This window comes from Thermoleptolyngbya sp. PKUAC-SCTB121, from assembly GCF_016919485.1.
GTDB classification, from domain to species: Bacteria; Cyanobacteriota; Cyanobacteriia; order Elainellales; family Elainellaceae; genus Thermoleptolyngbya; species Thermoleptolyngbya sichuanensis.
Genome location: NZ_CP070366.1, coordinates 2,516,839 through 2,540,358, shown reverse-complemented (window position 1 = coordinate 2,540,358; position 23,520 = coordinate 2,516,839). Strand labels below are relative to the sequence as shown.

General features: G+C 52.3%; 21 protein-coding genes and 1 CRISPR repeat array (1 of these 22 only partly in view). Of the genes, 16 read left to right on the top strand and 5 right to left on the bottom strand.

Annotated elements, in window-relative coordinates; translation table 11 throughout:
• Positions 1-89: 89 nt before the first annotated feature.
• A complete protein-coding gene (locus JTM80_RS23000) occupies positions 90-599 on the top strand; it encodes a hypothetical protein (protein ID WP_205371158.1) in 510 nt (169 codons plus the stop codon).
• On the opposite strand, the gene JTM80_RS10590 is transcribed toward JTM80_RS23000, so the two are convergent.
• Complete coding sequence (locus tag JTM80_RS10590; RefSeq protein ID WP_172354975.1) at positions 540-755, bottom strand: hypothetical protein; 216 nt, start codon at positions 753-755, stop codon at positions 540-542. The two genes, JTM80_RS23000 and JTM80_RS10590, sit on opposite strands and share 60 nt — an antisense overlap.
• A gap of 60 nt (positions 756-815) precedes the next feature.
• Here JTM80_RS10590 and JTM80_RS10585 point away from each other — a divergent pair, with 60 nt between their 5' ends.
• A complete protein-coding gene (locus JTM80_RS10585; protein WP_205371156.1) occupies positions 816-1,190 on the top strand; it encodes a hypothetical protein in 375 nt (124 codons plus the stop codon).
• A gap of 247 nt (positions 1,191-1,437) precedes the next feature.
• Here JTM80_RS10585 and JTM80_RS10580 read toward each other — a convergent pair whose 3' ends face one another.
• Entirely contained in the window at positions 1,438-2,883 is a 1,446-nt protein-coding gene (locus JTM80_RS10580; RefSeq protein ID WP_172354979.1) for a sugar transferase, read from the bottom strand.
• Between the two features lie 1,068 nt (positions 2,884-3,951).
• On the bottom strand, positions 3,952-4,617 hold the full coding sequence (hpf, locus tag JTM80_RS10575) for a ribosome hibernation-promoting factor, HPF/YfiA family (protein ID WP_172354982.1): 666 nt from the start codon (positions 4,615-4,617) through the stop codon (positions 3,952-3,954).
• Between the two features lie 164 nt (positions 4,618-4,781).
• Between hpf and lipB the strand changes: the two genes are divergently transcribed.
• The 3 genes from lipB (at position 4,782) to JTM80_RS10560 (ending at position 7,990) form a co-directional block, all read left to right on the top strand.
• Positions 4,782-5,483, top strand: coding sequence for a lipoyl(octanoyl) transferase LipB (lipB, locus tag JTM80_RS10570; protein WP_205371155.1), 702 nt, complete (start codon positions 4,782-4,784; stop codon positions 5,481-5,483).
• 312 nt (positions 5,484-5,795) lie between these two features.
• Entirely contained in the window at positions 5,796-7,109 is a 1,314-nt protein-coding gene (locus JTM80_RS10565; RefSeq protein WP_205370910.1) for an NF041680 family putative transposase, read from the top strand.
• A gap of 467 nt (positions 7,110-7,576) precedes the next feature.
• The gene (locus JTM80_RS10560; protein ID WP_205371154.1) at positions 7,577-7,990 is read left to right on the top strand and encodes a hypothetical protein; all 414 of its coding nucleotides are present in this window, start codon (positions 7,577-7,579) and stop codon (positions 7,988-7,990) included.
• 38 nt (positions 7,991-8,028) lie between these two features.
• Here the strand turns inward: JTM80_RS10560 and JTM80_RS10555 are convergent, their stop codons facing one another.
• A complete protein-coding gene (locus tag JTM80_RS10555; protein WP_205371153.1) occupies positions 8,029-8,484 on the bottom strand; it encodes a transposase in 456 nt (151 codons plus the stop codon).
• Complete coding sequence (locus JTM80_RS10550; protein WP_172354991.1) at positions 8,456-8,764, bottom strand: transposase family protein; 309 nt, start codon at positions 8,762-8,764, stop codon at positions 8,456-8,458. The genes JTM80_RS10555 and JTM80_RS10550 overlap by 29 nt, the downstream gene beginning before the upstream one ends.
• A gap of 1,011 nt (positions 8,765-9,775) precedes the next feature.
• Between JTM80_RS10550 and JTM80_RS22995 the strand changes: the two genes are divergently transcribed.
• The 11 genes from JTM80_RS22995 to cas2 all read left to right on the top strand — a co-directional run bounded on the left by JTM80_RS22995 (position 9,776) and on the right by cas2 (position 21,651).
• Positions 9,776-9,910, top strand: coding sequence for a hypothetical protein (locus JTM80_RS22995; RefSeq protein WP_255548906.1), 135 nt, complete (start codon positions 9,776-9,778; stop codon positions 9,908-9,910).
• A 124-nt stretch (positions 9,911-10,034) separates the two neighbouring features.
• Positions 10,035-10,988, top strand: coding sequence for a hypothetical protein (locus JTM80_RS10545; protein ID WP_205371152.1), 954 nt, complete (start codon positions 10,035-10,037; stop codon positions 10,986-10,988).
• Between the two features lie 401 nt (positions 10,989-11,389).
• Entirely contained in the window at positions 11,390-12,391 is a 1,002-nt protein-coding gene (locus JTM80_RS10540; protein ID WP_205371151.1) for a YafY family protein, read from the top strand.
• Positions 12,392-12,408: 17 nt separating this feature from the next.
• Positions 12,409-13,065, top strand: coding sequence for a type I-MYXAN CRISPR-associated protein Cas6/Cmx6 (gene cas6, locus JTM80_RS10535; RefSeq protein WP_205371150.1), 657 nt, complete (start codon positions 12,409-12,411; stop codon positions 13,063-13,065).
• Entirely contained in the window at positions 13,055-15,343 is a 2,289-nt protein-coding gene (gene cas3 / locus JTM80_RS10530; protein WP_205371149.1) for a CRISPR-associated helicase Cas3', read from the top strand. Before cas6 ends, cas3 begins: the two co-directional genes overlap by 11 nt.
• Before the next feature lie 11 nt (positions 15,344-15,354).
• Positions 15,355-16,869, top strand: coding sequence for a type I-MYXAN CRISPR-associated Cas8a1/Cmx1 (cas8a1, locus tag JTM80_RS10525; protein ID WP_205371148.1), 1,515 nt, complete (start codon positions 15,355-15,357; stop codon positions 16,867-16,869).
• Positions 16,870-16,897: 28 nt separating this feature from the next.
• The gene (locus JTM80_RS10520) at positions 16,898-17,284 is read left to right on the top strand and encodes an endonuclease domain-containing protein (protein ID WP_205371146.1); all 387 of its coding nucleotides are present in this window, start codon (positions 16,898-16,900) and stop codon (positions 17,282-17,284) included.
• 351 nt (positions 17,285-17,635) lie between these two features.
• Positions 17,636-18,496 carry a type I-B CRISPR-associated protein Cas7/Cst2/DevR gene (cas7i, locus tag JTM80_RS10515; RefSeq protein ID WP_205371337.1) on the top strand — a complete coding sequence of 287 codons (861 nt, stop codon included), beginning with the start codon at positions 17,636-17,638 and terminating at the stop codon, positions 18,494-18,496.
• Positions 18,496-19,203, top strand: coding sequence for a CRISPR-associated protein Cas5 (gene cas5 / locus JTM80_RS10510; protein ID WP_205371144.1), 708 nt, complete (start codon positions 18,496-18,498; stop codon positions 19,201-19,203). The genes cas7i and cas5 overlap by 1 nt, the downstream gene beginning before the upstream one ends.
• 468 nt (positions 19,204-19,671) lie before the next feature.
• Complete coding sequence (locus JTM80_RS10505; RefSeq protein WP_225906820.1) at positions 19,672-21,348, top strand: type I-MYXAN CRISPR-associated endonuclease Cas4/Cas1; 1,677 nt, start codon at positions 19,672-19,674, stop codon at positions 21,346-21,348.
• Positions 21,349-21,357: 9 nt separating this feature from the next.
• Entirely contained in the window at positions 21,358-21,651 is a 294-nt protein-coding gene (cas2, locus tag JTM80_RS10500; RefSeq protein ID WP_205371142.1) for a CRISPR-associated endonuclease Cas2, read from the top strand.
• A gap of 248 nt (positions 21,652-21,899) precedes the next feature.
• Positions 21,900-23,520: direct repeats of the CRISPR family, unit length 35 nt; unit sequence GTGCCAAACCTCTGATGCCGTAAGGCGTTGAGCAC (it continues 20,566 nt past the right edge of the window).

The window sequence follows — 23,520 nt, the reverse complement described above, 5'->3', positions numbered from 1 at the left end:
AGAAATTGTCCAACTGCGTAAGTCCTAATGGCTTTGAAATGGCTTTTTGGAAATGGCTTTTTTGATGTAGCTTCTCAGACGTAGCTTCTATGTGGCCCATACCGATTTGGAAAAAACCTGCGGCCCAGCCAGATCCCTTTCCCACGGATTCGGACTTTCAGGCTGAAGTGGAGCGACTGCATCAGCACTGGATGAACATGCGCTGGCGGTGGCTAGGGCTGTTGTGGCTGGCGGTTGTGCCGCTCTCCTTGTGGCACCTGCGCGATGAAATTGCGCTCTGGCGGCAATATTTCACCTGGACTGCCGTGCGCTACGGGCTGATCTACCATCCACTGGCTGCCACAGGGCTGATTCTCTGCGCTAGCCTCGCGGTTTCAACCCTGCTGTGGCAAAGCTATACGCTCCTGTTTGACATTCCCACCGACTACCGCCGTCGCCTGAGTGAGCGCGTTCTAGAAATTCGCCAGCGGGGGCCGAGGCATCCCCTGTGGCGTAGGGTGTGTCAGTCGTTTCAAGCCGGGTCCTCAGTGACCAAGCCACTAGCGCAACACCCCCCACACGATCAGCCACACCCCCAGCGCCGCAAACGCGCTCCCTAAAACCACATCCTGCCAGAAGGTTCGGCTGCGCCGCCCCAATGTCTGCACTTCATTCCACGCTTGCAGCAGCAGCAGCCCGCCTACAAATACCAGCACAATGCCCGTGGCTCGCATGGTTGCTTTGGAAATCGGATCATTGGATATCAGCGGTCTCATGCTTCAATACTCCAAAGCTCCAATGGCTCTCGCCCTCCAACCCTCCAACATGCCCCAACCGTGACTCAACGGCGATCGCTCTCCTATCTTCTGGCAGGTCTGCTAGGCATTGTACTCGCAGTGCTGCTGTTCACGCCGCTGCGATTTGCGGCCCTCAGTTGGGTAGGCATTCCGGTTTCGATTCGCTCGGTGCAGCAGATGCCGTTTGTTTTTAGCGTGCCCGTTCGAGTGTCGGGCGTGGTGGGCGATCGCGCTCCGCTTGTAGATGCGCTGCTGTATGAACTGCAAGACAACACAGGCAGCATCTGGGTTCTCTCGCCAGACTCAACGGTGCAATCTGGAGAGCGGCGAATCGTGCAGGGACGACTGATGTTTGAGAGCATTGTGATCGACGGAGACAAACAGGGTGCGGTTTATTTACTCGCTAGCGAATAAACGGTTAAGCGCTGCAGAAGAATCATAATCTTAGGAGAACCATAATCTCAGGAGAGCCATAATCTCAGGAGAGCCATAATCTTAGGAAAGCCGTTATAAGAAGAAGCGAGAGAGCATTGTGCCCCCTCGCTTTGTATAGACGCGATGTACAACGTTCAATCTGCCCTCACCCCCCAACCCCTTCTCCCAGGTGGAGAGAAGGGGAGCAAGAGAGGTTCGAAATCCCTCTTCTGCTCTAGGAGAGGGCTTAATAAGCGCCGCTCTTGCCAATCACCACCTGAACCGTCTTCAGCAGAATCTTTAAGTCAAGCCAGAGCGACCAGTTGGTGATGTAGATCAAGTCAAGCTGCACGGCCTTCTCGAAATCGGTAATATCCGAACGCCCCGAAACCTGCCACAGTCCCGTAATCCCAGGCAGCACCTCTTGCCGAATGAAGTGGCGCTCTTGAAAGCGCTCAACATCTCGCACAGGCAGAGGGCGCGGCCCCACGAAGCTCATCTCACCCACCAGCACATTGAACAGTTGCGGTAGCTCATCCAAGCTGTAGCGACGCAGGAACTTGCCGATTCGCGTAATCCGGGGGTCGTCCTTCATCTTAAACAGCACGCCGTCCTTCATCTCGTTCTGCGCCTCTAGCACGGCCTGAAGTTGAGCCGCATTCTGCACCATTGTGCGGAACTTCCAGACCTTGAACTTGTTGCCATGTAGACCGACGCGGGTTTGCCGGAAGAAGATGGGCCCCGGAGAATCCATCCGAATCAGCAGGGCGATCGCAACGTAGAGCGGAGAGAACACCAGAATGGCGATCGCCGCACCCCAGAAATCAAAGAACCGCTTAATCCAAAAATCACTACCGACCAGAACTGGCGCTTCCAGCGTCAGCGTCGGCAACTCACCCATCATCCGAAACTGCGACTTGGGAAACGAAGAGGCAATTTCACCCGGCAAGATACGAAGCGTAATGCCCGCCGTTTGAAAATGCCAACAGAGGTGGAGTCGGTTTTGAATCGAAGTCCAAGAAACAAACAGCTCCGCAATGCCAAGCTCTCGGACTCGTCGGATTGTTTCATCTCGATTGCGTCGGTCGAGGGCGCGGGCACTCGCCACCCCCATCAGACGATAACGACTTTCTTTTTCAATCAATTGAATATTTCGCTGCTGCTCATCATCATCACAGATTAAAAATACCGGATAGCAGGCTGCACCGCGCTTACGAACGATCTCAGTGCCCCGGTCAATCAAGAACCGACCGCTACATACAAACGCCACACTCAGGAACCAGGAAATCAGAAACGTCGAGCGCGAGACATACCGATCTGGCTCATAGAGGAAGGCAATCAGCAGCAGCAACCCTTCCGCCAGTGAAAGCGCTTTGACAACTCCCAGGTAGTCTCGACGGGGCAGCCCCGAACCGTACAGCCCTCGCGAAATCATGACTCCCAGCTTGACCGCCAGAATGAGCGGCAAGAAGGAGTAGCGGCCTAAACTACTCCAAGGGGAGTCCAACTCGGTTCCTAGAGAAACCGCCAGCCCCCAAGCCAGTAAAATCGCAGCGCCATCCGACACGAGCAAACTGAGCATCCGCACCCAGCCAATTGCCACACCTCTGCGGAGTTGAGTAAAGGCGGGCGATCGCAAGTCGGACAGGGTTCTAGATGCCGAACCGAGCGAGAGGGATTTTATGGAAACCATCTCTTTTGAATCTCCAGCTAACACTCAAACGTAACCGAAACACATGCATCCAAGACCAGATGATCAGTCATGCCCCTAAAACCGGGGGGTGAAACCAAGGTTGATCAAGCAACAAGCTTGAACTCTGATGCAAGAGAAACTCTGCCGACGAACCAACAACCGAATCAGCGGAACAGAACTAGACTCCAGCTAAAATATGTTTCGACACCCCCTTTCAACACACCCTAAAGCAGCCCATAGCCTGAAATGAGCCAGATCCTTAATTGCCCTCAAAGAGACTGACAAACTAGAAACACCTCAGAAACCGCCTGTACATGAGTCAGTGAAACCACTCGCCTCAACATCAGGCAGTAGATAAACTTACTTCTTAAAGTTTTTAAGACTTCACTGCGTATACGTACAACTTAAACCGTGTAACTACGGATAGAAAGCGGTATCCGGTCAGTCCATTAAATCTTTATCATTACTGACCCGTGTATGAATTTACTTTGTAGAGCGTAGATTGGCTGAATCGCCAAAGGGTCTGATAATCCTGCCCCCAGGTCTTTATGGAAAATTCATGGTGCTTTCATGGAGGCATCATGAAGTGCTTCTATACACTTAGGCTGGCTATGTATACGTATCCGCTTTCTAAAGACGTGAAATTAAAGAATCAAAATGAAATCTGATACGGAAGCTTGGTGCTCGATGTATTAAATCGACCCTCTCATACCCCAAGCGGCATTAGCTCTCCCCAAGGGCGCTATGAATGGAATCGCCAAAAGCCCTACAGACGCTTGACTGACCATTCAAAATTGCAGAACCCGAATCGATACGACCCCGTATTGCGTTTTCAGGAGCTTGGTGAGGGCAGGGCTGGCGGCTTCAGGGGCGTAAGTTTTGCTAAAACCTAAAACGGGAGCCAAGCGAAACTGCTGGACTCCCGTTTTTCCTGTTAAAAGCGATTAGAGCAATCAGTTAAGAGCGGTCAGCAACTTTTAAGCTGCTGTATAAGCTGCTGTGTAAGCCGCTGTAACTGATTGACGTAACTGACTTAAACGAATGGCATGAACCAACGCGCCCTGCGGTCTAGGTTCCCTTATGAACCGAAGCAGTAGTTGAAGGCGTGTAGGCTTTGGTGCCATTTTGAGCCGCTTTGCCATTGCCATTTTCAGCAGGGTGGTGGCCATTGGTGCGGCGCGGCTGAATCACGCCATAGCCGCCGTGGTTGCGCTCGTAAATCACGTTGATTTCGCCCGTCTCGGCGTTAAGAAACATGTAAAAATCGTGATCTACTAGTTCAAGCTGTTCTAGCGCCTGCTCAATAGTCATCGGCGGCATGGCAAAATACTTGCTTCGCACCACCTCCGAGGGCAGTTCGGGTTCGCGGTTGGCGAGCAAGTCGGCATCAACGGGTTGATAGGGCAACACCTCAGCCGTGCGTATGGGGGTGTGTGTTTTCCGCTTTTCTTTGAACTTGCGGAGCTGGCGGCTAATCTTGTCCGCCACGAGGTCGATGCTGGCGTAGAGGTTTTCGCTGCTTTCTTCTGCGCGGACAACAGCGCCGTTTGCATAGATCGTCACCTCAGCCGTTTGTCGAGGGTTAATCCGGGGGTTGCGAGCCACCGACAAACATACATCCACTTCGGTCGTCAGGTTTTGGAAATGACTCACTGCCTTTTCAACTTTCTGACGAACGTATTCATGGAGCGCATCGGTGATCTCAATGTTTTTGCCCTGGATGACAAGCTTCATAGAGCTTCCTCCCCTTAATGGTGGGTATTCAATTACCCTGTTGTAGTGGGTATATTTTCACCCTAGCACCTTGTATTCTGGACGACGGATTCGTTACATAATGCTTTGCAAGCTGTGATGATTCTTGATTTGTTGGCAGGTGCAGACTGTCGCTTTTGGGCGGGATGAGTCCTTTGGTGGAGCAACGGGTAAATCAACCATCCAGCCATATTTGCTGGCTTTGGGAAGCGGGACTTGTGCCTTACAAAACAGCCTGGGAATGGCAGCGATCGCACTTAAATCGCCTGATCCGGCAGCCCGATTCCCCAGACCTGCTGATCTTGCTGGAGCATCCACCCGTCTACACGCTGGGGCAGGGGGCAACGCTGGATTTTGTGAAGTTTGATCTTGAGCGGACGGATGCAGAGATTCACCGGGTCGAGCGCGGTGGCGAGGTGACGTATCACGGGCCGGGGCAACTGGTGGGTTATCCGATTTTGAACCTGCGGCGCTATCGGCAGGATTTGCACTGGTATTTGCGGCAGTTGGAGGAGGTAGTGATCCGGGCGATCGCCCCGTTTGGGCTGGCAGGCGACCGGATCGACGGGCTGACGGGCGTGTGGGTGGGCGGGCGCAAGGTCGGCGCAATTGGCGTGAAGGTGAGCCGCTGGGTGACGATGCACGGCTTTTCGCTAAATGTTTGCCCGGAGATGCGTGGCTTTGGGGCGATCGTGCCCTGCGGCATCGGCGATCGCCCCGTGGGTTGCCTGGCCGACTGGATTCCAGAGATTACCGTGGCGGAGGTGCAAGGGGCGATCGCCCAGTCTTTTGCCGAGGTCTTTGAAGTGACGCTCCAGCCCTATTGCATAACCGTGAACGATCTGTAAATAAATTGGCAACTTTCCGGATTTTTTCGTATCTTCAAGAAACGGGGTGTTTCTCAAATTTCCGCAGCATTGCTGAAGCCAAGATCTGGTTTAAGCAATAGTAGCTTTTGCCATATCGCTGGATTCAAGAATCTGTTGATTCTGGTTGATTCTGATACTCAGGATCTGCTTAGTCACAGTTCAATCAATTCACCTGGGCGATCGCACTCTGCCAGTCTTTAACTTTAGTTTGGACTAATGGTGAAGAGGAAGGCAGTCAATGAGAAGCACCGACTGCCGTAAGGTCAATGAAGTACAACCAACATTGACCCCATGATTTTCAACGAACTTCAGCAATTTCGCCAAACGTTGTATGCCAGCTTGGGAAACGCCAGAGATGCCCTGTTTGATCTGATGGATGCCGTGTTAGTGAGTGCGTGCATCGTGTCGTTTGTGAGGCTATCGCAGAGTCCTGTCTTTCGTCGCCAGTGGTCGAGCCCCTATGAAGCGTTGCGCGATAGCCGCCTACCCCGCTCAAAGGTGCTGAAGCTGTTGGTGCAGCAGATACCGACTCAGCAGCAACCGTTGTTGGCAGGTGATGCGAGTCGGTGGAACCGTCCTGCTGCCAGGCGTTTGAAAGACCGCACCTTATCAGGCAGAACAGGACATGCCCCGATAGCCGGACAAAACTACAGTACCTTAGCCTGGATTGCTGAAGACAGGGGCAGTTGGGCATTACCATTGCGGCATGAGCGCATCACCAGCTTTGAAACACCCGCCAGTAAAGCGGCATTCCAACTCAAACAAGTGACTCGGCAGTTAGCGGTGCGTCCGTTGGCGATCTACGACCGAGGGTACGGCAATGCCAGTTTTGTCAACCAAACGGCAGGGATTGAGGCAGACTTGCTGCTGCGGGTTACATCCAATCGATGTGTCTATGGCGCGCCCCCAGCGTATCGAGGGCGAGGCGCACCTGCCAAGCATGGACATAAGATGAAACTCAATGACCCTGACACTTGGAGTGTCCCGGTCGAAACCGTTGAAGTCGATGATCCCAACTGGGGACGAGTGCGGGTCAGTCGTTGGAGTGCATACCATTTCCGCAAATACCCCAAACGGGCAATGGAAGTGTTGCGCGTGGAGGTGCTGGAGACACAGAGCAGCACGCGACGCTTGGCTCCTTTGTGGTTAGTTTGGCTGGGTGAGCAGATGCCTCCGTTAGAAACCCTGTGGTTGCACTACCTCCGTCGCTTTGCCATTGAACACTGGTATCGCTTTGCCAAGCAGAGGCTATATTGGACACATCCCCAGTTCAGTTCTGTATCGGCAACCGAACAGTGGAGCAGCCTGATGCCGTTGCTCAGTTGGCAGTTGTGGTTAGCGCGAAAGGACTGTACTGACCACCCCTTGCCCTGGCAGGCACCGCAAGAAACGTTGACTCCGGGTCGGGTCGCACAAGCGTTTGCAGGCATTTTGGCAGCGATTGGCACCCCTGCTCCTGCGCCTAAACCTCGTGGTAAATCGCCAGGACGAGGCAAGGGGCACAAGCCAACTCCTCGTCCCTGCTATCCGATGGTCAAAAAACGAGCCTCGAAACGCAAGACATCCGAACAATCCCTGAACAGTCCGGTTGCAACAGCAGCTTAACTGCGAGCAGGATTGTATCCAATTCCTTAAGTTCAACTGTTATGAACGGTTGAGCAGATTCTTTATGGCATCCTGTTGAGCATTATTGTGATGCCAGTTAGTCCAAACTAAAGTCTTTAATCTGCAAACCCAATACTTCTGAAGTGCCCGCAGGCTCACATTGCCTGATTTTCAGGACATTATGCAGGCATTTCAGCATAAGGTCGGTTGGCCTGGGTTCGGAATCTCGACAGACTAAGTTAAACGCTGTTCCCAGTCGCGCTGTTCCTGCTGAAACGCTGTTCCCAGTTGCATAGCCTGCTTGCGGGTTCCGGTTGCATAGCCCGGTCAAACAGAGCGCGATCGCGCTAGCTCGTTGCACCCCAACTTCACCACCCGCCAAGCATACACAGACCCACACGCGCACCAGATCAGCCTACACTTCTTCGCCGTTTCTCCTCTTCCCTCCCCCCTCCCACACACCCTCCATGTTCCTCACCTCTCCTCACGACAACGCCGACCCGTCTCTGGCAGAACTGTTGGAGTTTAGTGCGCGTGCCCTTACCCGCAAGCGCGTGGCTCGTCGGCAGGCTGTGGGCACAACTCCCGCCCTGCGACTGCCCGATGGAGACGTAGCGCTGGCAAGGGTAGAGCCAGGAAGCACGCTTGCACCTCTGCCTGAATTGCCGATCGTCCCGCCTGTTGAAACGCCAACGCTGGCTCCTCTGCGTGATCGCGACCTGAAGGCGTTAGAGGACTGGTTTTCGGTGAAAAATCTGGATGAAATCGAAGCGGACGTGCTGGCGAATCTGGCGCTGCTGTTGCCTGCCCCCTGCTGGGAAGATGACCCCTTCGGTGCAGATGCCACTGATGCTCTCGATTTTCTGGCAGAGTACCTGTAGCTCATCAGCCGCTTGAGGCATTAGACCTCCTGCATGAATCAGGAAGCGTGTGCCAGTTCGTAGTTGAGCAACCCTGCAATCAAGTTCAAGCGCAAGCCAAAGCGTCGTCTCCGGCTGCGATAGCGCCCTGAGAAGATGCGAAAGATCTTGAAGCGACGAATCACATGCTCTACTTTCACCCGCAGTCTCGCTAATGCCCGATTGTGTTGCTTCTCGTCCTCGGCTAACGGTTGGTTGCGCGGCTTTTGGGTGGGCGTACAAGCTCCAGCATGACGCTTGGCAAACCCTTGATACCCGCGGTCAGCTAAACATAACTGCGACGATACCCAGGGCAGGCGACTTCGTTTGAGCAGCTTGAAGTCATGCGTCTTGCCTTTGTCGATTGCAGTCGCAATCACCTGCCCGTTCTCAAAATCCACCAACAGTTGCGCCTTCAGGCTATGGCTCTTCTGCTTGCCACTGTAGTCACGTTTCTGTTTTTTTTGGACGTTCAATTTCAACTTCACCTGCGTCTACGATAAACACTTTCCATTCCCATCCAGGCTGGTACCACTGCCGTTGGCTGGGCAAGCGAAACTTGCCGCACTTGATCAAGATGTCTTCCACTTTCCTGATGATGCGTCCGACTGGGGTTTCATGCAGGCCCCAACTCGCGCCAATGTGAAACTGGCTGCGGTATTCCCGCCAATATTCCAATGCCACTAGCAATTGCTCTTCCACGCTCAGTTTGTTTTGTCCGCCCCGCTTTCCCTGTCGTTCTAAGTAGGTGGACATTAATAAATATAAAAATATAAAACCCAAAGACCCTGCGCCGCCTGCTGCGCGGGCGGCGCAGGGTTCAGGATCTGTTTTTTAATCTGGTCTATCTACTTACTACTTAGTTGGGGCTACTTAGTTGGGGACGTAACACCTCGACCATCTCGCCAAAGGTTTCCCAGTTGACACCACAGAATCGCTTAAACTCTCCAGCAGACAGGCTTTGCAAGGCTTGATAAGGCATGGCATTTCCTCCTTGGATTTAGTTCTGCCATGCGCCTATCCATCTTTGCAAGCTTTTATCCCTAACTGGCACATTCCCTCCCATTCACGCAGGAGGTCTATTTTACACATCACTTCTTAGCAGACCAGCGCCCTCCCTGCAACTCGGAAGCTTTTTTGCAGGGTTGGCTACCTAAGATACCCATAGCTTGTTGAAATTGCGATGTCTGCCAGTTGCAGCGGCCACTTCACCAGAATCAATGCCCATGTTTGATCTGCTGACGATGGTTTGAGCACCCCTCTCGGACATCACCTTAAATCCAACCACACTCAACTGCTTATCATTGGCTATGCAATCTTCAGTTCCTTGGACAATTAGCTTAATTCACCTCACCTCTCTGCTAACAGTGATTCCAGCCACAGTAGACCAGGCGATCGCCCAAGAATATCCATCCTGCTTCATGATCACTAGCTCTGGACGAATGCTTGACCTAACAGAGCTTTGCCAGGCTCTACCCCCTACACCCCCAATCCACAGTGATACACAGCGTGCGCGAACCATCCGCCTATCCCCCACAACTCCAGTCCACCGTTATACCCAACCAACTGCTGAAGTACGGGGTTCAGACGACCATTGGATCTCTGGATTAAATATGGTGCGACGTTATGCGCCAGACCAATGGAGTGGCTACGTGCTGAACCGTGGCCCACAAGGGTTTGAGGAGCCTGGCAGGGGCGATAGACAGAATGGCAGCAGTGGCAGTAGCAACAGTCGGGATCTGAGAAGCTCATCTTATTCACAAACGAATGGCAGCAGTGGTGGCAGCAGTGGCAGTGGCAACTGCGACCATCCTTGGCAACTGGATGCCAGTGGACGACGCTGCGGTGGGCGGGCAGCGAGTAAACGGCCAGGCGGGCGATAGCGACAACCCTTACAAGTGATTTTGACCAGCTTTCCAGTCAAAAGAGCAGCGAGTGAACGGCCGCGATAGCGACATGGGTGTTTCTGATCTAGCCGCGATCGCCCATTTATGCACTTCAATGTTGACTTTGCTAGTACCAAACTATGAACCAGATAAGGCTAGTCCAACCCAGATTTATGCGAGCAGGTAAAATAATTTTGGCGATGAGCTTGGCGGCGATCGCCCTCGGTTGCCAGTCCCGTCCAGTTGCAGAGCCTTCAGCAGAAGCGCCAAGCCAGTCTCTAAATGCTGAACAAAATGCTGCACAAAGCGATCCTTTTCGGGATGCAGTCAACAAGGCTATGGAAGCTGCAACCCTGACGCAAACGGCGAAGACCCACGACGAATGGAATACTGTACTGAAGACGTGGCAGCAAGCAATTGATCTGATGCAGGCGGTTCCAGCGTCTCACCCAAATTACCAAACTGCCCAGGCAAAGGTTTCTGAATATTTAAGGAATCGGAAATACGCACACCAAAATGCACAAACAACTCAAAGCGCCGCTCAGCGCACGAACGACTGTGAAGCTGCGATGCAGGCTGCCGCGAGAGTGTCGCCGATGGCAGATCAAGTTGAGGATCTTGACCCTGCAATTCGTGTTTGCCAGTCTCTGGATGAGCTAACGGCCGCCAGCGAGAAGTTCCCAGCGGCCTTAGACGGAGTAGACCCCAAGGTTTTCGTCTCTAATCGCTGTCGATACGAGGAATCGTTGAAGACGACCCCAATTTGCCGGACATTGCTGACGGCAATGCGAACAATTCACTATCTTGCAGTTCGTCCTGGCAGCCCAGCGCCCGACGATCCGGTTCCTGTGTTTAACAAGTCAATGATGGAGGCATTGGCAGCAGCAGCGAAGGCTCAAGATGCTAACAGAATTCGGTCGCTCTTGAACTCTCCAGGCGTTGAGCTAATCCCTGGCGGCTCAATTGTGGACGTAGTAGACGTTTCAGGAGATCTTGTACTTGTCGAATTGAGAAGTCGAGATGTCAAGGGAAATGACTTGTCAGGACAGGTTCGTGCAACACTCTCAAGGTTTGTGCAAAGCCAGCAATTTTGAGAGGAGAGGAAACCTAGCTTGTGCTGCGGCTTAGGGCAGCGACGACTCAAGGACACGCTGAAAAACAACAGGGCGATCGCCCTCCCACCTCACTTCTGTCTAGAATGGGGCGATCGCTCCATCAACTCAGCTTTCTGCTAGCCTACAGCTTCCGCAAAATGCTGAGGTCAAGGGCAAATTCTTTGGTAACTCTTGTCCATCTAAGGGGAACTCTATAAGAGATTTTGCCGAGAGTATGTGCACAGCCCATGTAAGGCGATATCACCTGCACCCTTCCTGAACATCTTTGCCCCATCTAGCTAACAGCAAACTGTCCCAAACTGTTTATTGCTTTCTCGCAACCCGGAAGCCTTTTTGCAGGGTTGGCAACCTAAGATACCTATAGAACGCTGGAAGTTGCCATGTCTCGCCATCTGGAGCGGCTCCTACAACTGGATGAATGTCTGCGGTCTGGGCAGCGCTGGACGGCGGAAATGCTGGCGCAGCGGCTGGAGGTGAGTGAGCGCACAGTGCGGAACGATATTGCTTTCTTGCGCGATCGCTACGGTGCACCACTGGAGTTCAGCAAGTCCAAGGGATTTCATTACACCGACTCGGCATGGCGGCTGCCGACCATCACCTTATCAAAGGGAGAACTGTTTGCGCTGACACTGGGAGCCAGGATGCTGGAGGTGTATGGTGGGTCTGCCTATGCTCAGGATCTTCGGTCGGCGATCGCCCGGTTAGCCGAGCGGTTGCCTGAACAAACCTGGGTCGATCTCCAGCAGGTGGCTGAAGAACGCATCTTGTTTCGCTCCGGAGCAGAAATCAACCTCGACCCGGACATTTGGCATCAGCTTGAAGAAGCCTGCCAAACCCACAAAACGGTGGAGATGACCTACTACACCGCTGGGCGTAATGCCACCTCAGACCGCAAGCTCGACCCCTATGTACTGCACATCTACCGGGGCACCAATCCCTACGTGATTGGCTATTGCCACAAACGTCAGGAGATTCGCTGGTTTCGAGTAGACCGGATTAAGCGGCTTCAAGTGTTGGGCAAAACCTTTGTACCTGACCCCAGCTTTGATGCCAAAGACCACCTGGAGATGATTTTTCAACATGAGGCGGGTGGGGTGCCCCTGCCTGTGGCGATTTGGTTTGATGCACCGACGGCTCCGTATATTCGTGAGCGCCGCTGGCATCCGACGCAGGCGATTCAGGAACACCCGGACGGCTCGCTGACCCTGCGAATGGTGGTGCGTGGGCTGAATGACCTGAAGCGATGGGTGCTGGGTTATGGCAAGGGCGCAAAGGTGCTAGAGCCGCCAGAGTTGGTGAAGTTGGTGCGGGAGGAGGTAGAACAGATGAACTGCAATTATTCAAAATTCTTAAACCAATGCAACGGAACAACGAAAGAGTAGTTTGAGGGAGAAAAAACGTGAACTTTCTAGAAATTCAATTCGCAATCATTGGCAAAACATTGCCTGCAGATCATGGGTATGCCTTCTATTCTGCAGTTAAGCAATTGCTGCAAGGAGCTGAAGAGCGGTCATGCCTTGGTGATTTACCACCTGAGGTTCGACTATCCAGCATTCCAGGGATACCGGATCGGGTCGGCATGATCTATCTGAATCGATACTCTCGCTTTCGGTTGAGATGTCCATCGGAACAGGTTCAAATCTGGTATCGGAGCTTGCAAAATCAGGTGTTGGATATTCGTGGACATCTGATTCGGCTGGTGCGCCCACGAATTACTCTACCGGAGCCCAGTGAAGTGCTAGCTGCGCGACTGGTGACGTTTAAGCTGAGTGCTATTGACCATGCGGACGTACCTCGATATTTTCTAGAGTCCTGCCAAAAGGGGTTAAAACAATTGGAAATTAGTGGGAAAGCGTTTATTCCCAGTGATGCCAATGGTGATTTGGCTAGGCGCAGCTTACAAATTAAGGGCAAAAAAGTCGTGGGCTACAGCGTAGTTGTTGAGAACCTGAGTGCTGAGGACTCGTTGAAGCTGCAATGGCACGGATTAGGTGGACGGCAGCATTTTGGCTGCGGTTGGTTTTACCCAGTGAAGGAGGGTTTAGATGCCGCCTAATTCCACACCACCGAAGCTAGAACCAGATATTCTTCTAGCAAAATCCTCGCTACCAGGAAATCCTGACTGGAAAGGAACCCATCATCTGGTCGGCCACACGGCAGCAGTTGTAGAGTCAGTGACAACCCTGGTTGATACCTTAGGCCCAAATTTGCTCCAGCAGTTTGGATTAAGCCGTGATTTTGAAACCCTGCGAGCTACTGCGCAATTGGCGGCTTATCTACATGACTGGGGCAAAGCCAATGACCACTTCCAGATGGTTGTGAGAAATGATCTGACCTCACTGCCTGCCCAATATCGGCGCAACCCACTGCAATATCCGCAGATGATTCGTCATGAAGTGGCTTCTGTATTGCTAGCCTGGGAGTTTCGAGATTGGCTGAGTCAGTGTCCAAATGCTGACTTGATGACGGCGATCGCCGCTGCGGGTGGGCATCACCTCAAGCTAGGTGGTAAGCAGGGTCGAGACACCAGTGAACTGGGGGAAGTTCGAGAAGGCACTGGAGATACCTGCCTCTACTGGTATGTTCATCATCCTTACTTCCGCAAGCTGATTCGCTATGGAGTCAGAACACTGGGGCTACCTCGAGAAATTCCCCCCTTTCGGTTCTCGCAGCGATGGGAGATTCACGAAATCAAGCGAGAAAAACGTCAGGCAGTCCTCAATGCGTTGGCGGATTGGGAGCCAGATACTACATTCCTAGCGGTGATCAAAGCATTACTTGTAGCAGGCGATGCAATTGGTTCAGCGTCAGCACAGGTTGCGATCAACATTCAGCAATGGGTTCAAGAAGAATTGGCGAATACCCTGACAGAAGCTGATCTCCAGCGGGTCATTGACGCACGGCGAGGCAATAATCCGCTGCGGCAGTTCCAGGTTGATCTAAAGGAAAAGTCTATGCGGGTGACGATGGCGCGGGCAGGATGTGGCACGGGTAAAACCCTGGGAGCTTACAACTGGGCACAGCGCCATGCCATTGGACGCAAGTTGTTCTTTTGTTACCCAACAACGGGTACTAGCACAGAGGGCTTTCTGGACTATGTGCACAACCAAGTGGAAGCAGAGCTTTTGCACTCTCGCTCAGCCGTTGATTTGGAGCTGGCCTGCACGGGTGAGGAAGTGGAAAATGGCGATGGAGAAATTAACGAGGCTGCACAGAAGCTAGACTCGTTCAAAGCTTGGGGAGCAAAGGTCAATGTTTGCACCGTTGATACGGTCTTGGGATTACTGCAATGCAATCGCCGCCCGTTGTATTGCTTTCCAGCGATCACCAATGCTGCCTTTGTCTTTGATGAAGTCCACTGCTACGATGACGCATTATTCGGAGCTTTGCTGCGATTTCTCAACGTCGTTAAAGCGCCAATTTTACTCATGTCTGCCTCGTTTTTACCGGCGCAGGTGGAGGCAATTCGGAAGGCAGTGGGAGAGCCTATTGAGATTATCCAGGGCCCCCAGGATATTGAACACCTGCTCCGCTACCGGTTCCATGAGCGAGCACAGCCGGACTGGGAGCGTGTCAAGCAGGAACTGGCTAACGGCGGTAAAGTTCTGTGGGTGTGCAACCGGGTGAATACGGCGATCGCTGTCTATCAGCAAGCCAAAGCTTGGGGACTTCGACCCCTGCTCTACCACAGTCGCTTTCGCTATGGCGATCGCGTCGAACACCATCGGGCAGTCGTGGATGCCTTCAAACAAAATCAGCCCGTCCTGGCGGTCACCACGCAAGTAGCAGAAATGTCACTGGACTTGTCCGCAACACTCCTGGTGACTCAAATTGCCGACCCCGCAGGTTTAATCCAGCGGTTGGGGCGGCTCAACCGCCAGTACTGTGGTCATGCGTTGGATGCGCTCTTTTACCCCGACGACAAGGTAGGTTTTCCCTACAGCAAGGTAGGTTTTCCCTACAGCGCAGATAAGCTAGATGAAGGCTTGAAGCTGGTGCGAGGGTTTTCTGGTGAAGTCAATCAGGCACAACTGGCTGTCTGGCTGGAGAAACTTAACATTCAAGGCACACCGAAAAATCACTTTGTCTGGCTAGATGGCAAATGGAAAACGTACCCTGCGCCCTTGCGTGAAGCGCGCCATACCGTAACCGCACTGCTCGAACAGGATCAGGCAGAAATTGCCCAGCTCAAATCGAGTGAACTGCCCCGATATACCGTTCCCTTACCCAACAAGAACATCAAAGGTTGGCCGCGCCACAAGAAGGGGTATCTCATCGCCCCCAAGGATCAGTGGGGCTATGATCCAGAATTCGGTGCGTTTGAACTCAAGTAGGAGGTGAGATTTTGAGTCAATTTACCTTATCAATCTTTGATCCAAACTTTCTCTTACCCCATCGGGCAGGGGTTGCAGGGTTAGCCCTAGCGCTATCCGAACTGGAAAACCAACGTGACCAAGCGCCATTGAAATGGGAGATCACCAATGAGGCAGTTGAACTGCAATGGGAAGGGAGTGATCAAGCCGTTGTGAAATGGCTACTTGATCAAACCTATCGGATTAATAATCAAGGTTATCTGGAAGTTCCTGCCCTCAAGCTAGATGAGCAGGGACAATATACCTTCACTCAGGGTCTGTTATCGACCTTTCTCCAGCACTCACAACAGCGAAAACTAGATAGTGCTTCTATAACCCGCACATTCTTGATTGATCCAGATCAGCCAGAAATTCAGATTAATGTGAAGCCATTGTTAAGCTGCTATTACACCAGTGAGATGAAGGATGCCTTTAACAATAAGGGTGCCTTCAAGAAAGAAATTGCACTAAAGGGGAATCATTTACCCGGCTTGGTGGAATGCTATGTCAATGGACCTTATCAGGAATCCCCCGAAGGTTTTCTGGCCTTGCTGTTTCTGCCCCTTGCCTGCGGCTACTACAAATTGCCACCTCAAACTGTTGGAGGCAAACTGTCAGGACGGTCAGCATTGGTCATTCCTGATGTTCAAAACTTGACGCACTGGGTCAACAGTCGTCGAGCCATGCCAGGGCGCACCTATCGAGACTTTTGCAGCAGTGGTGCCGGAGAATCTGCCTTGCACTTTCTGTTGCAAGAGAAAGTTGTGGAAGAAGCCCAACAGTTTCGGGTGAACTACTGCGAAGTTTATCAATTGGGCAAGCAGGTTTGGGATGCTCAGCAATCTTACCTGAAACAGGCGGTGTATCGCGTGCAGGTCACTGATGAAGTGCTGCATTTGTATGAAGTAGCACGGCAGGTCTTTCCAGCACTCGTTCGACAAACCGAAAACGGAGAAACCTGGCTGGCTGTGTCTAAAATACTGCCTTGGATTTGTGACAACTTGATTGCTGGCAAACCCTGGTATGCAGGCTTTTTTGAGTTTCGTAAACGTAACGAAGTCTATGAACGCAAAGGATTGGTAACAATGACTGAATACTTGAATGCGGAAGAACAAGTGCTGTTTGATGTGGTGCAGGGCGCGTTTAGCAAATACCTGTCCGGACAGATTCAGCAAGCTCAAAAACAAGGTCGTTCCTTGGATTATGGGCAAGTGACGGATAAGGTCATCTATCGATTTCAACGTCCTAGCACACAGCAGGAATTTGCCACAGCATTGGTGGATTTCTTGAGCCAGTTTCGTAGCAAAGCGGCACGTGATAAGGGACCTCAGATTTTTCACTGGGTACACCGGGAGGAAAACTGGCGACGGGCACGGGATCTCGTGCTGCTAGCGATTGCCACCTACACCAGCAAGAAAGGAGATGCCCTTGATGGAGCAGAAGTTCCAATTGAATCTTCTGCTGAACCAGAAGGAGATGAGGCTGAGATGTTTTCGATAAGTGTGTAAAACCTACCATTACCAATCAAGGCTTGACATGGTAAAGAAGACGTTCAACCGCATTCGTGGCACTACGCCAAATATTGAGCAGGCCACCAAGCATCTCAGAAAACACCAAACCCCAGCAGAATCTCGCTTATGGGAGGTACTGAGAAATAAAAAGCTGCATGGCTTGCGTTTTCGTCGTCAACATCCTGTTGGCAACTTCATTGCTGATTTTTATTGTCCAGCGTGCAAGTTAGTGATTGAGTTAGATGGAGGGATCCATACTCATCGAGCGGACTATGATGCTGCCAGAACACAGGAGATGGCAGCTTACGGCTATCGAGTGATCCGATTTGAGAACCAGCAGGTTCTTGATGATTTGAACTCGGTACTGGATGTGATTTATCAGGAAGCATTGAGTCGATCGCCACCCAAGTAAAATATCTGTTATGTCAATCTTGCCCCCTCCCAGCCTTACTATCCACTACACAGAAGCTTGGTGAAACCTTTGTCGTGTTTGCTATCCCTCATTCCCCAACCCCTTCTCCCGATTTCGAGAGAAGGGGAGTGTCAAACTTAATTTCCATTAACTGTTCTGAGACAAGGAAACATTAGGGAGGCAACCTGAGCCAGTGGCTGGCAAATAGCCCAGGTTTAGGGAAGGAGGAAACTGCAAGACTTTTTCCGGTTCGGTTCCCTTTCTCTCAACGTTGAGAGAAGGAGCTAGGGGATGAGGGCATTTAACCATAGTACCAACCCCCAAACACTTAATTTCAAGGAGACTCAAATCATGACCAAGCATTTATTTGCCACCATTGTCACTGCGACTGCTGTGGCTGCCAACAACCGAGGTGAAGGAGATGGCAGCACCCTGTCAACGCTGCAAAAAATCACGCGCGGCAATGACCAGTACACCACCGTGAGTGCAGAGGCAATTCGCTGGGGATTGCGGGAGTATTTTCAAAATCACTGTGAGGCTGAAACTAACCGTACATTCAATTCTGACGCTGATAGGTACAGCTTTAAGAAGGAACAGTTCAGCCCCGAAGAATACATTGACGATGATTTATTTGGTTACATGGATGCCAAGAAGGGCAAAGACAACGAAGATGCCACAACCAAGCGGCGGGGTGCCCTAGAAGTTAGCCGCGCCATCAGTCTTGATCCCTACTGGGGTGATGTTGCCTTTGGTTCTAAAGGGGGTGAAAAGGGCAAAACGTCGATCCACAGCACTGAGGTTCACTGCACGGCTTACCAATACACAGTCGCCCTCACTCCAGAGAGTTTGAAGAAGCCAGAACGCGCGCTACTCGCACTGGATTCCATTGGCGCTGTGCGTCATGTGGGTGGTAACCATGCTCGATTTTTGTATGACTTCCGCCCGGAGTCCATCGTCATTCGTGTTACCGATGATCCTAGCCCTTGGATTATGGATGTCTTCAAGCGAGTTGGTGAGTCGGTGGGCTGTCCCCGCTTGGTGCGGCTGGTAGAGGTTGGTGACGTAAAGGCTGATGAAATTCTTGTTGGTGGCGAAATTGCCGATACCCCCTATGGTAAGCAGCTAGAGTCTTTGGGTGTTAGGGTTTATCGAGGCGTGAAAGAGGCGATCGCTGCAGCTAAGGAACTGCTGAAAACGGAGGTGCCTGCCTAATGCAGCTTTACCTAGATTGTCCCTGCACTAGCTTTCCCCGCAGCTTTGCACGGGACTTTAAGGAAACCTATCGCTACCCACCTCCCTCTACCGTCTATGGCTTCCTACTGTCCCTGGTAGGGGAAATCGATATGGATAAACATCGGGGAGTAAAGTTAGCCATTGGCATTATTGGCGACGATCCGCCGATTTCTCGAATTCTGAGGAAGCAGCGGCATCATAAATTCGACAATGGTGGAACTGATCACAAGAAACGGGTTCAAAAGTTTGGTGAAGGGATTTACTCTACCAGTCGGTTTTCCAAGCCCAATCATCATGAATTGCTCACGGATTTACAGGCAGTTGTTCGAATTGATTCCAGTGAGGAAGCGGGAACAGTTAAGCTAGCTGACCGAGTGGCGATCGCCCTTTCCACTCCATCCCAGATCACCCGCTTTGGTGGCTTGAGTTTGGGAGAATCCTGGGCGATAGTCAACGGCATTCGAGTCTATCGTGAGGCTGATGGTCCAATACGATGGTTAACCAAAGATAACCGAGGCTTGATTAGTCTACCGATTTGGATCAATCGCCAAACCGGGCAGGGTACGTTCCAGCGGTTTAGCTGGAGCAACGAGTTTCATGAAGAGTGCTGGGTCACAATTCCTAAACTCCAAGCTCCAGTAACCAAAAGCAAAAGCAAGCGAGCGCCTCGCAATTCACAGCTTTAGCTGTGCCAGGTTTCTGAACCTTGACAACTGAATTAGATAATCTATCCCCCTCAACACCTCAGATGCCGCCAGGCGATTTTTTGAGGGGCGATCGCCTTTTACTGGTTTCATCCAAATAACCGCCCAATAGAGGACTATACCTTTCCTACAACAATGTCAGTAGATCTTGTTTTGCCCAGGTTTGTCCTCTGTTTGGGGTAGGTGTTTGTTGACGAAGTGGAAAGCTAAAGATGTCGTAGACAATTGCCCACTCGCACGCGCATGGGATAACGAACAGATAGTCTTGATCTGCCTGAGTTAACACCTTTTGAACAGTGCAGATGAACTCGCAAAAAGCGCTGAAATACAGGCGTATTTCTTCAGAAAAAGCCGTAAATTCGCGGGCTGATGAATCCCGAAATGAATAGAATTCGGAATGTTGTGATGATTGACACCTGAAATCGATCATCCACACGGAATTTCAAAGTCATGTCTGAATCTATCGCAAATGTGATGACGGCTCATTCTACCGAACGAGAAACGCTGCGTGTGAATGCGCTTCATGCGCTTGCCTACTGCCCTCGGTTGTTTTATCTGGAAGAAGTCGAAGAACTCTACACCCAAGATTCCGCTGTGTTTGAAGGTCGTCGCCTGCATGCTGAGTTAGAGCGTAACGAAAGCGAAGATTGGGAAGAACTGGTGCTAGAAAATGCCGAGCTAGGTCTGCGGGGTAAGGTGGATGCCCTCCGCACCCGCGACGGGCAGACCATTCCCTACGAACACAAGCGCGGACGCTGCTATCGTGACCGGGAGGGTAAGGCCCAAGCGTGGGAGAGCGATCGCATCCAAATCCTGGCCTATGCCTGCCTGATTGAGGCGGCTTTGGGTATTTCGATTCAGGAAGGGCGCATCCGATACCATGCTGACAATGTGGTAGTGAAGGTGCCCCTGACAGATGCCGGGCGGCAGGAGGTTCGAGACGCAGTGCGACGCGCTTGGGAACTGCGCCAATCGACTGAGCGCCCACCTGTTACGACTAACGAACGGCTATGTGTGCGCTGCTCACTTGTGCCTGTGTGCTTACCTGAAGAAACCCGCTTTACTCAAGACCCAGAGCGGAATCCGGTTCGGCTATTCCCAGAGGATGATGACCGAGAAATCATCCATGTGACAGAGGCGGGCACCTGCGTTGGCAAAAGCGGTGAGCAGCTTAAGATTTCTCCCCGTGAAAAGCCGCCAGTTACTTTGCCTGGTCGTCAAGTGGGTCAATTGGTAGTCCACAGCTTTGCCCAGGTGTCTACCCAAGCACTTTACTTCTGTGCAGAGCAGGAAATTGGAGTGCATTTCATTTCTGGGGGTGGGCGCTATCTGGGCAGCCTGGACACACGGCAGGGCAGCATCCAGCGACGCATTCGACAGTATCGGGCGCTCAGCAATCCCGACTTTTGCCTGGAGTTGGCCCGTAAGCTGGTGATGTGTCGTGGCGAAAGCCAGCGCAAGTTTCTGATGCGCGGCAGGCGGGGTTCTGGAACAGAAACGGATTCGCTTGATGCTGCAATTGAGCAAATGCAGCGGGTGTTGAAGCAAGTGCCCCAGGCGACTTCGCTAGAGTCTCTGCTGGGTCTAGAAGGCAATGTGGCCTCTCTTTACTGGCAAGCGCTGCCGTCTATGCTGTCACAAAATGCACCGCCAGAGTTTCACTTTGTTAGCCGAAACCGCCGCCCACCCAAAGATCGTTTTAATGCGTTGATCAGCTTTGGCTATGCGCTGCTGCTCAAGGATGTGGTCAATGCCATCCTGATCGTGGGTTTGGAGCCAGCACTTGGGTTTTATCACCAGCCACGAACACAGGCTCCACCGCTGGCGCTGGATCTCATGGAAATCTTTCGGGTGCCGATTGTCGATTTGGCGGTGATGGGGTCGATTAACCGCAACCAGTGGGATGCTCAGGTAGATTTTGACATCCGTGGAGAAAGAGTTTGGCTGAGTGACAGCGGGCGGCGCAAGTTCATAGACCTCTATGAGCGGCGTAAGGAGGAAAGCTGGAAGCACCCAGCGCTTGGCTATTCCCTCACCTATCGTCGCTTGCTGGAGCTAGAGGTGCGCCTGCTGGAGAAAGAATGGTCTGGTGAGGGCGGTTTGTTCGGTCAACTCGTAATCCGCTAAGGGGGCAGTATGGCAGAAAGCAAAAACTACTACATGATTTGCTACGACATTCGTGACCCAAAGCGCTGGCGGAAAGCGTTTCAGTTGCTCAAGGGCTATGGCGAAAGTTTGCAATATTCCATTTTTCGCTGTCGCCTCACGCAGCGCGATCGGGAAAAGCTGCGATGGGAGCTTGAGAAAATCTTGACACCGGAGGATAGCTTGCTCATTGCTGGACTGTGCGATCGCTGCGTTGAACGAATTCAGTCATGCAATCGCCCTGAAGCCTGGACAGTCCGCCATGATTGTCACCGTGTTTTCTGATGCAAGGATCGGTGCGTGTTAATCAGAAGCATGGCAGTCTATCGGCTAAAAGCCTTGTCTTAAGCTGGACTGAAAGATATGCCAAGTCTGAACAGATCCTTGTATGCCTCCAATCCCATGAAAAACGGCTGGTCTAGAGTTTGAGTGATGGCTAGAATAGGAGTATATGAGTAGGTTGTCCTAATGCTGATTCAATGCTTGCAAAACTGGCTGGCGATGCTTGCTAGACAAGAGTTTCAGCATCCGGCGTGCCAAACCTCTGATGCCGTAAGGCGTTGAGCACTTCCGCTATTGGAGTGGGATTTATTCCGCTTCACGGTGCCAAACCTCTGATGCCGTAAGGCGTTGAGCACTCGCTGAGCGAAACTCTGGCTCTGGCAGAGAAGATGTGCCAAACCTCTGATGCCGTAAGGCGTTGAGCACCACTGTAGGACGGTGGTGATAGGAGAAAGGCCAAGCGTGCCAAACCTCTGATGCCGTAAGGCGTTGAGCACAAACCAAAGTGGGAACCCGTTAGGGCACCCTTAGACAGTGCCAAACCTCTGATGCCGTAAGGCGTTGAGCACTTGGTTAGGGGCGAAAAAGCCGGATTATCCGCGGTCAGTGCCAAACCTCTGATGCCGTAAGGCGTTGAGCACGAACTTCTTTCTGTTCCTGTTGTTCTTCTTGCGAGTCGTGCCAAACCTCTGATGCCGTAAGGCGTTGAGCACGAATATCCAGCGTGAACGGCACGATATCGACCAGCGTGCCAAACCTCTGATGCCGTAAGGCGTTGAGCACTAGCTGCTGCTGACGTTGACTCCGTTCTGAATGTCCGGTGCCAAACCTCTGATGCCGTAAGGCGTTGAGCACCAGTTAATGAGTCTGCTAGTGTAAAGCAACAAGCTGTGCCAAACCTCTGATGCCGTAAGGCGTTGAGCACACAGTCGTTAGGTGTAAGTCTGTTATTTTTTTTAGCTGTGCCAAACCTCTGATGCCGTAAGGCGTTGAGCACCCTCGCCCACCCCATAGGCACTTGTAGCGCGCTGGCTCGTGCCAAACCTCTGATGCCGTAAGGCGTTGAGCACATCCGCACCAGTCTGGAAAAGTTCGGGCCGCTGCGAGTGCCAAACCTCTGATGCCGTAAGGCGTTGAGCACACGCAACTTAAAGTTATTCATGGCGGTGTTGATCTCGGAACGTGCCAAACCTCTGATGCCGTAAGGCGTTGAGCACCCCGGAATGCCTGCAATGACTCGCTGATCTCTGTCCTCCGGTGCCAAACCTCTGATGCCGTAAGGCGTTGAGCACTTAGGTACCTGCCACTCGCTCAGCGCGATCGCCCGGTGCCAAACCTCTGATGCCGTAAGGCGTTGAGCACAGGACGGACTGCCTGTTTTGGCGTTCAATCCAGATCCCAAAGTGCCAAACCTCTGATGCCGTAAGGCGTTGAGCACCGCGGGGTCAGATGGAATCCAGATTGTTCCAACCATGTGCCAAACCTCTGATGCCGTAAGGCGTTGAGCACGCTCCGACGCTGACGGTGGCGGCGACGGGCATTGGTGTGCCAAACCTCTGATGCCGTAAGGCGTTGAGCACGACAGAACTGCTTTCCTGATCGTGGACAAGGAGAAGTGCCAAACCTCTGATGCCGTAAGGCGTTGAGCACGACGCCCGTTTTGCGCGATCGCCCCATTTTGTGCCACAGTGCCAAACCTCTGATGCCGTAAGGCGTTGAGCACCCCTCTTTTCCGGTCACGCCAGCGGCGATCGCATCCACTGTGCCAAACCTCTGATGCCGTAAGGCGTTGAGCACCCCGAACTTGGACGCGTTCGCTGCTGGTTCAGCGTCGTGCCAAACCTCTGATGCCGTAAGGCGTTGAGCACGTGT

Bases quoted from the DNA above. Each gene is read 5' to 3' on its own strand.
- cas7i (WP_205371337.1), top strand. From the start codon at position 17,636: ATGACCAAGCATTTATTTGCCACCATTGTCACTGCGACTGCTGTGGCT.
- JTM80_RS10560 (WP_205371154.1), top strand. From the start codon at position 7,577: ATGTTCCTCACCTCTCCTCACGACAACGCCGACCCGTCTCTGGCAGAA.
- cas3 (WP_205371149.1), top strand. From the start codon at position 13,055: ATGCCGCCTAATTCCACACCACCGAAGCTAGAACCAGATATTCTTCTA.
- JTM80_RS22995 (WP_255548906.1), top strand. From the start codon at position 9,776: ATGGCAGCAGTGGTGGCAGCAGTGGCAGTGGCAACTGCGACCATCCTT.
- JTM80_RS10545 (WP_205371152.1), top strand. From the start codon at position 10,035: ATGAACCAGATAAGGCTAGTCCAACCCAGATTTATGCGAGCAGGTAAA.
- cas5 (WP_205371144.1), top strand. From the start codon at position 18,496: ATGCAGCTTTACCTAGATTGTCCCTGCACTAGCTTTCCCCGCAGCTTT.
- JTM80_RS10540 (WP_205371151.1), top strand. From the start codon at position 11,390: ATGTCTCGCCATCTGGAGCGGCTCCTACAACTGGATGAATGTCTGCGG.
- JTM80_RS10565 (WP_205370910.1), top strand. From the start codon at position 5,796: ATGATTTTCAACGAACTTCAGCAATTTCGCCAAACGTTGTATGCCAGC.
- JTM80_RS10520 (WP_205371146.1), top strand. From the start codon at position 16,898: ATGGTAAAGAAGACGTTCAACCGCATTCGTGGCACTACGCCAAATATT.
- JTM80_RS10580 (WP_172354979.1), bottom strand. From the start codon at position 2,883: ATGGTTTCCATAAAATCCCTCTCGCTCGGTTCGGCATCTAGAACCCTG.
- JTM80_RS10550 (WP_172354991.1), bottom strand. From the start codon at position 8,764: ATGTCCACCTACTTAGAACGACAGGGAAAGCGGGGCGGACAAAACAAA.
- JTM80_RS10590 (WP_172354975.1), bottom strand. From the start codon at position 755: ATGAGACCGCTGATATCCAATGATCCGATTTCCAAAGCAACCATGCGA.
- JTM80_RS23000 (WP_205371158.1), top strand. From the start codon at position 90: ATGTGGCCCATACCGATTTGGAAAAAACCTGCGGCCCAGCCAGATCCC.
- lipB (WP_205371155.1), top strand. From the start codon at position 4,782: ATGAGTCCTTTGGTGGAGCAACGGGTAAATCAACCATCCAGCCATATT.
- hpf (WP_172354982.1), bottom strand. From the start codon at position 4,617: ATGAAGCTTGTCATCCAGGGCAAAAACATTGAGATCACCGATGCGCTC.
- cas2 (WP_205371142.1), top strand. From the start codon at position 21,358: ATGGCAGAAAGCAAAAACTACTACATGATTTGCTACGACATTCGTGAC.
- JTM80_RS10505 (WP_225906820.1), top strand. From the start codon at position 19,672: ATGTCTGAATCTATCGCAAATGTGATGACGGCTCATTCTACCGAACGA.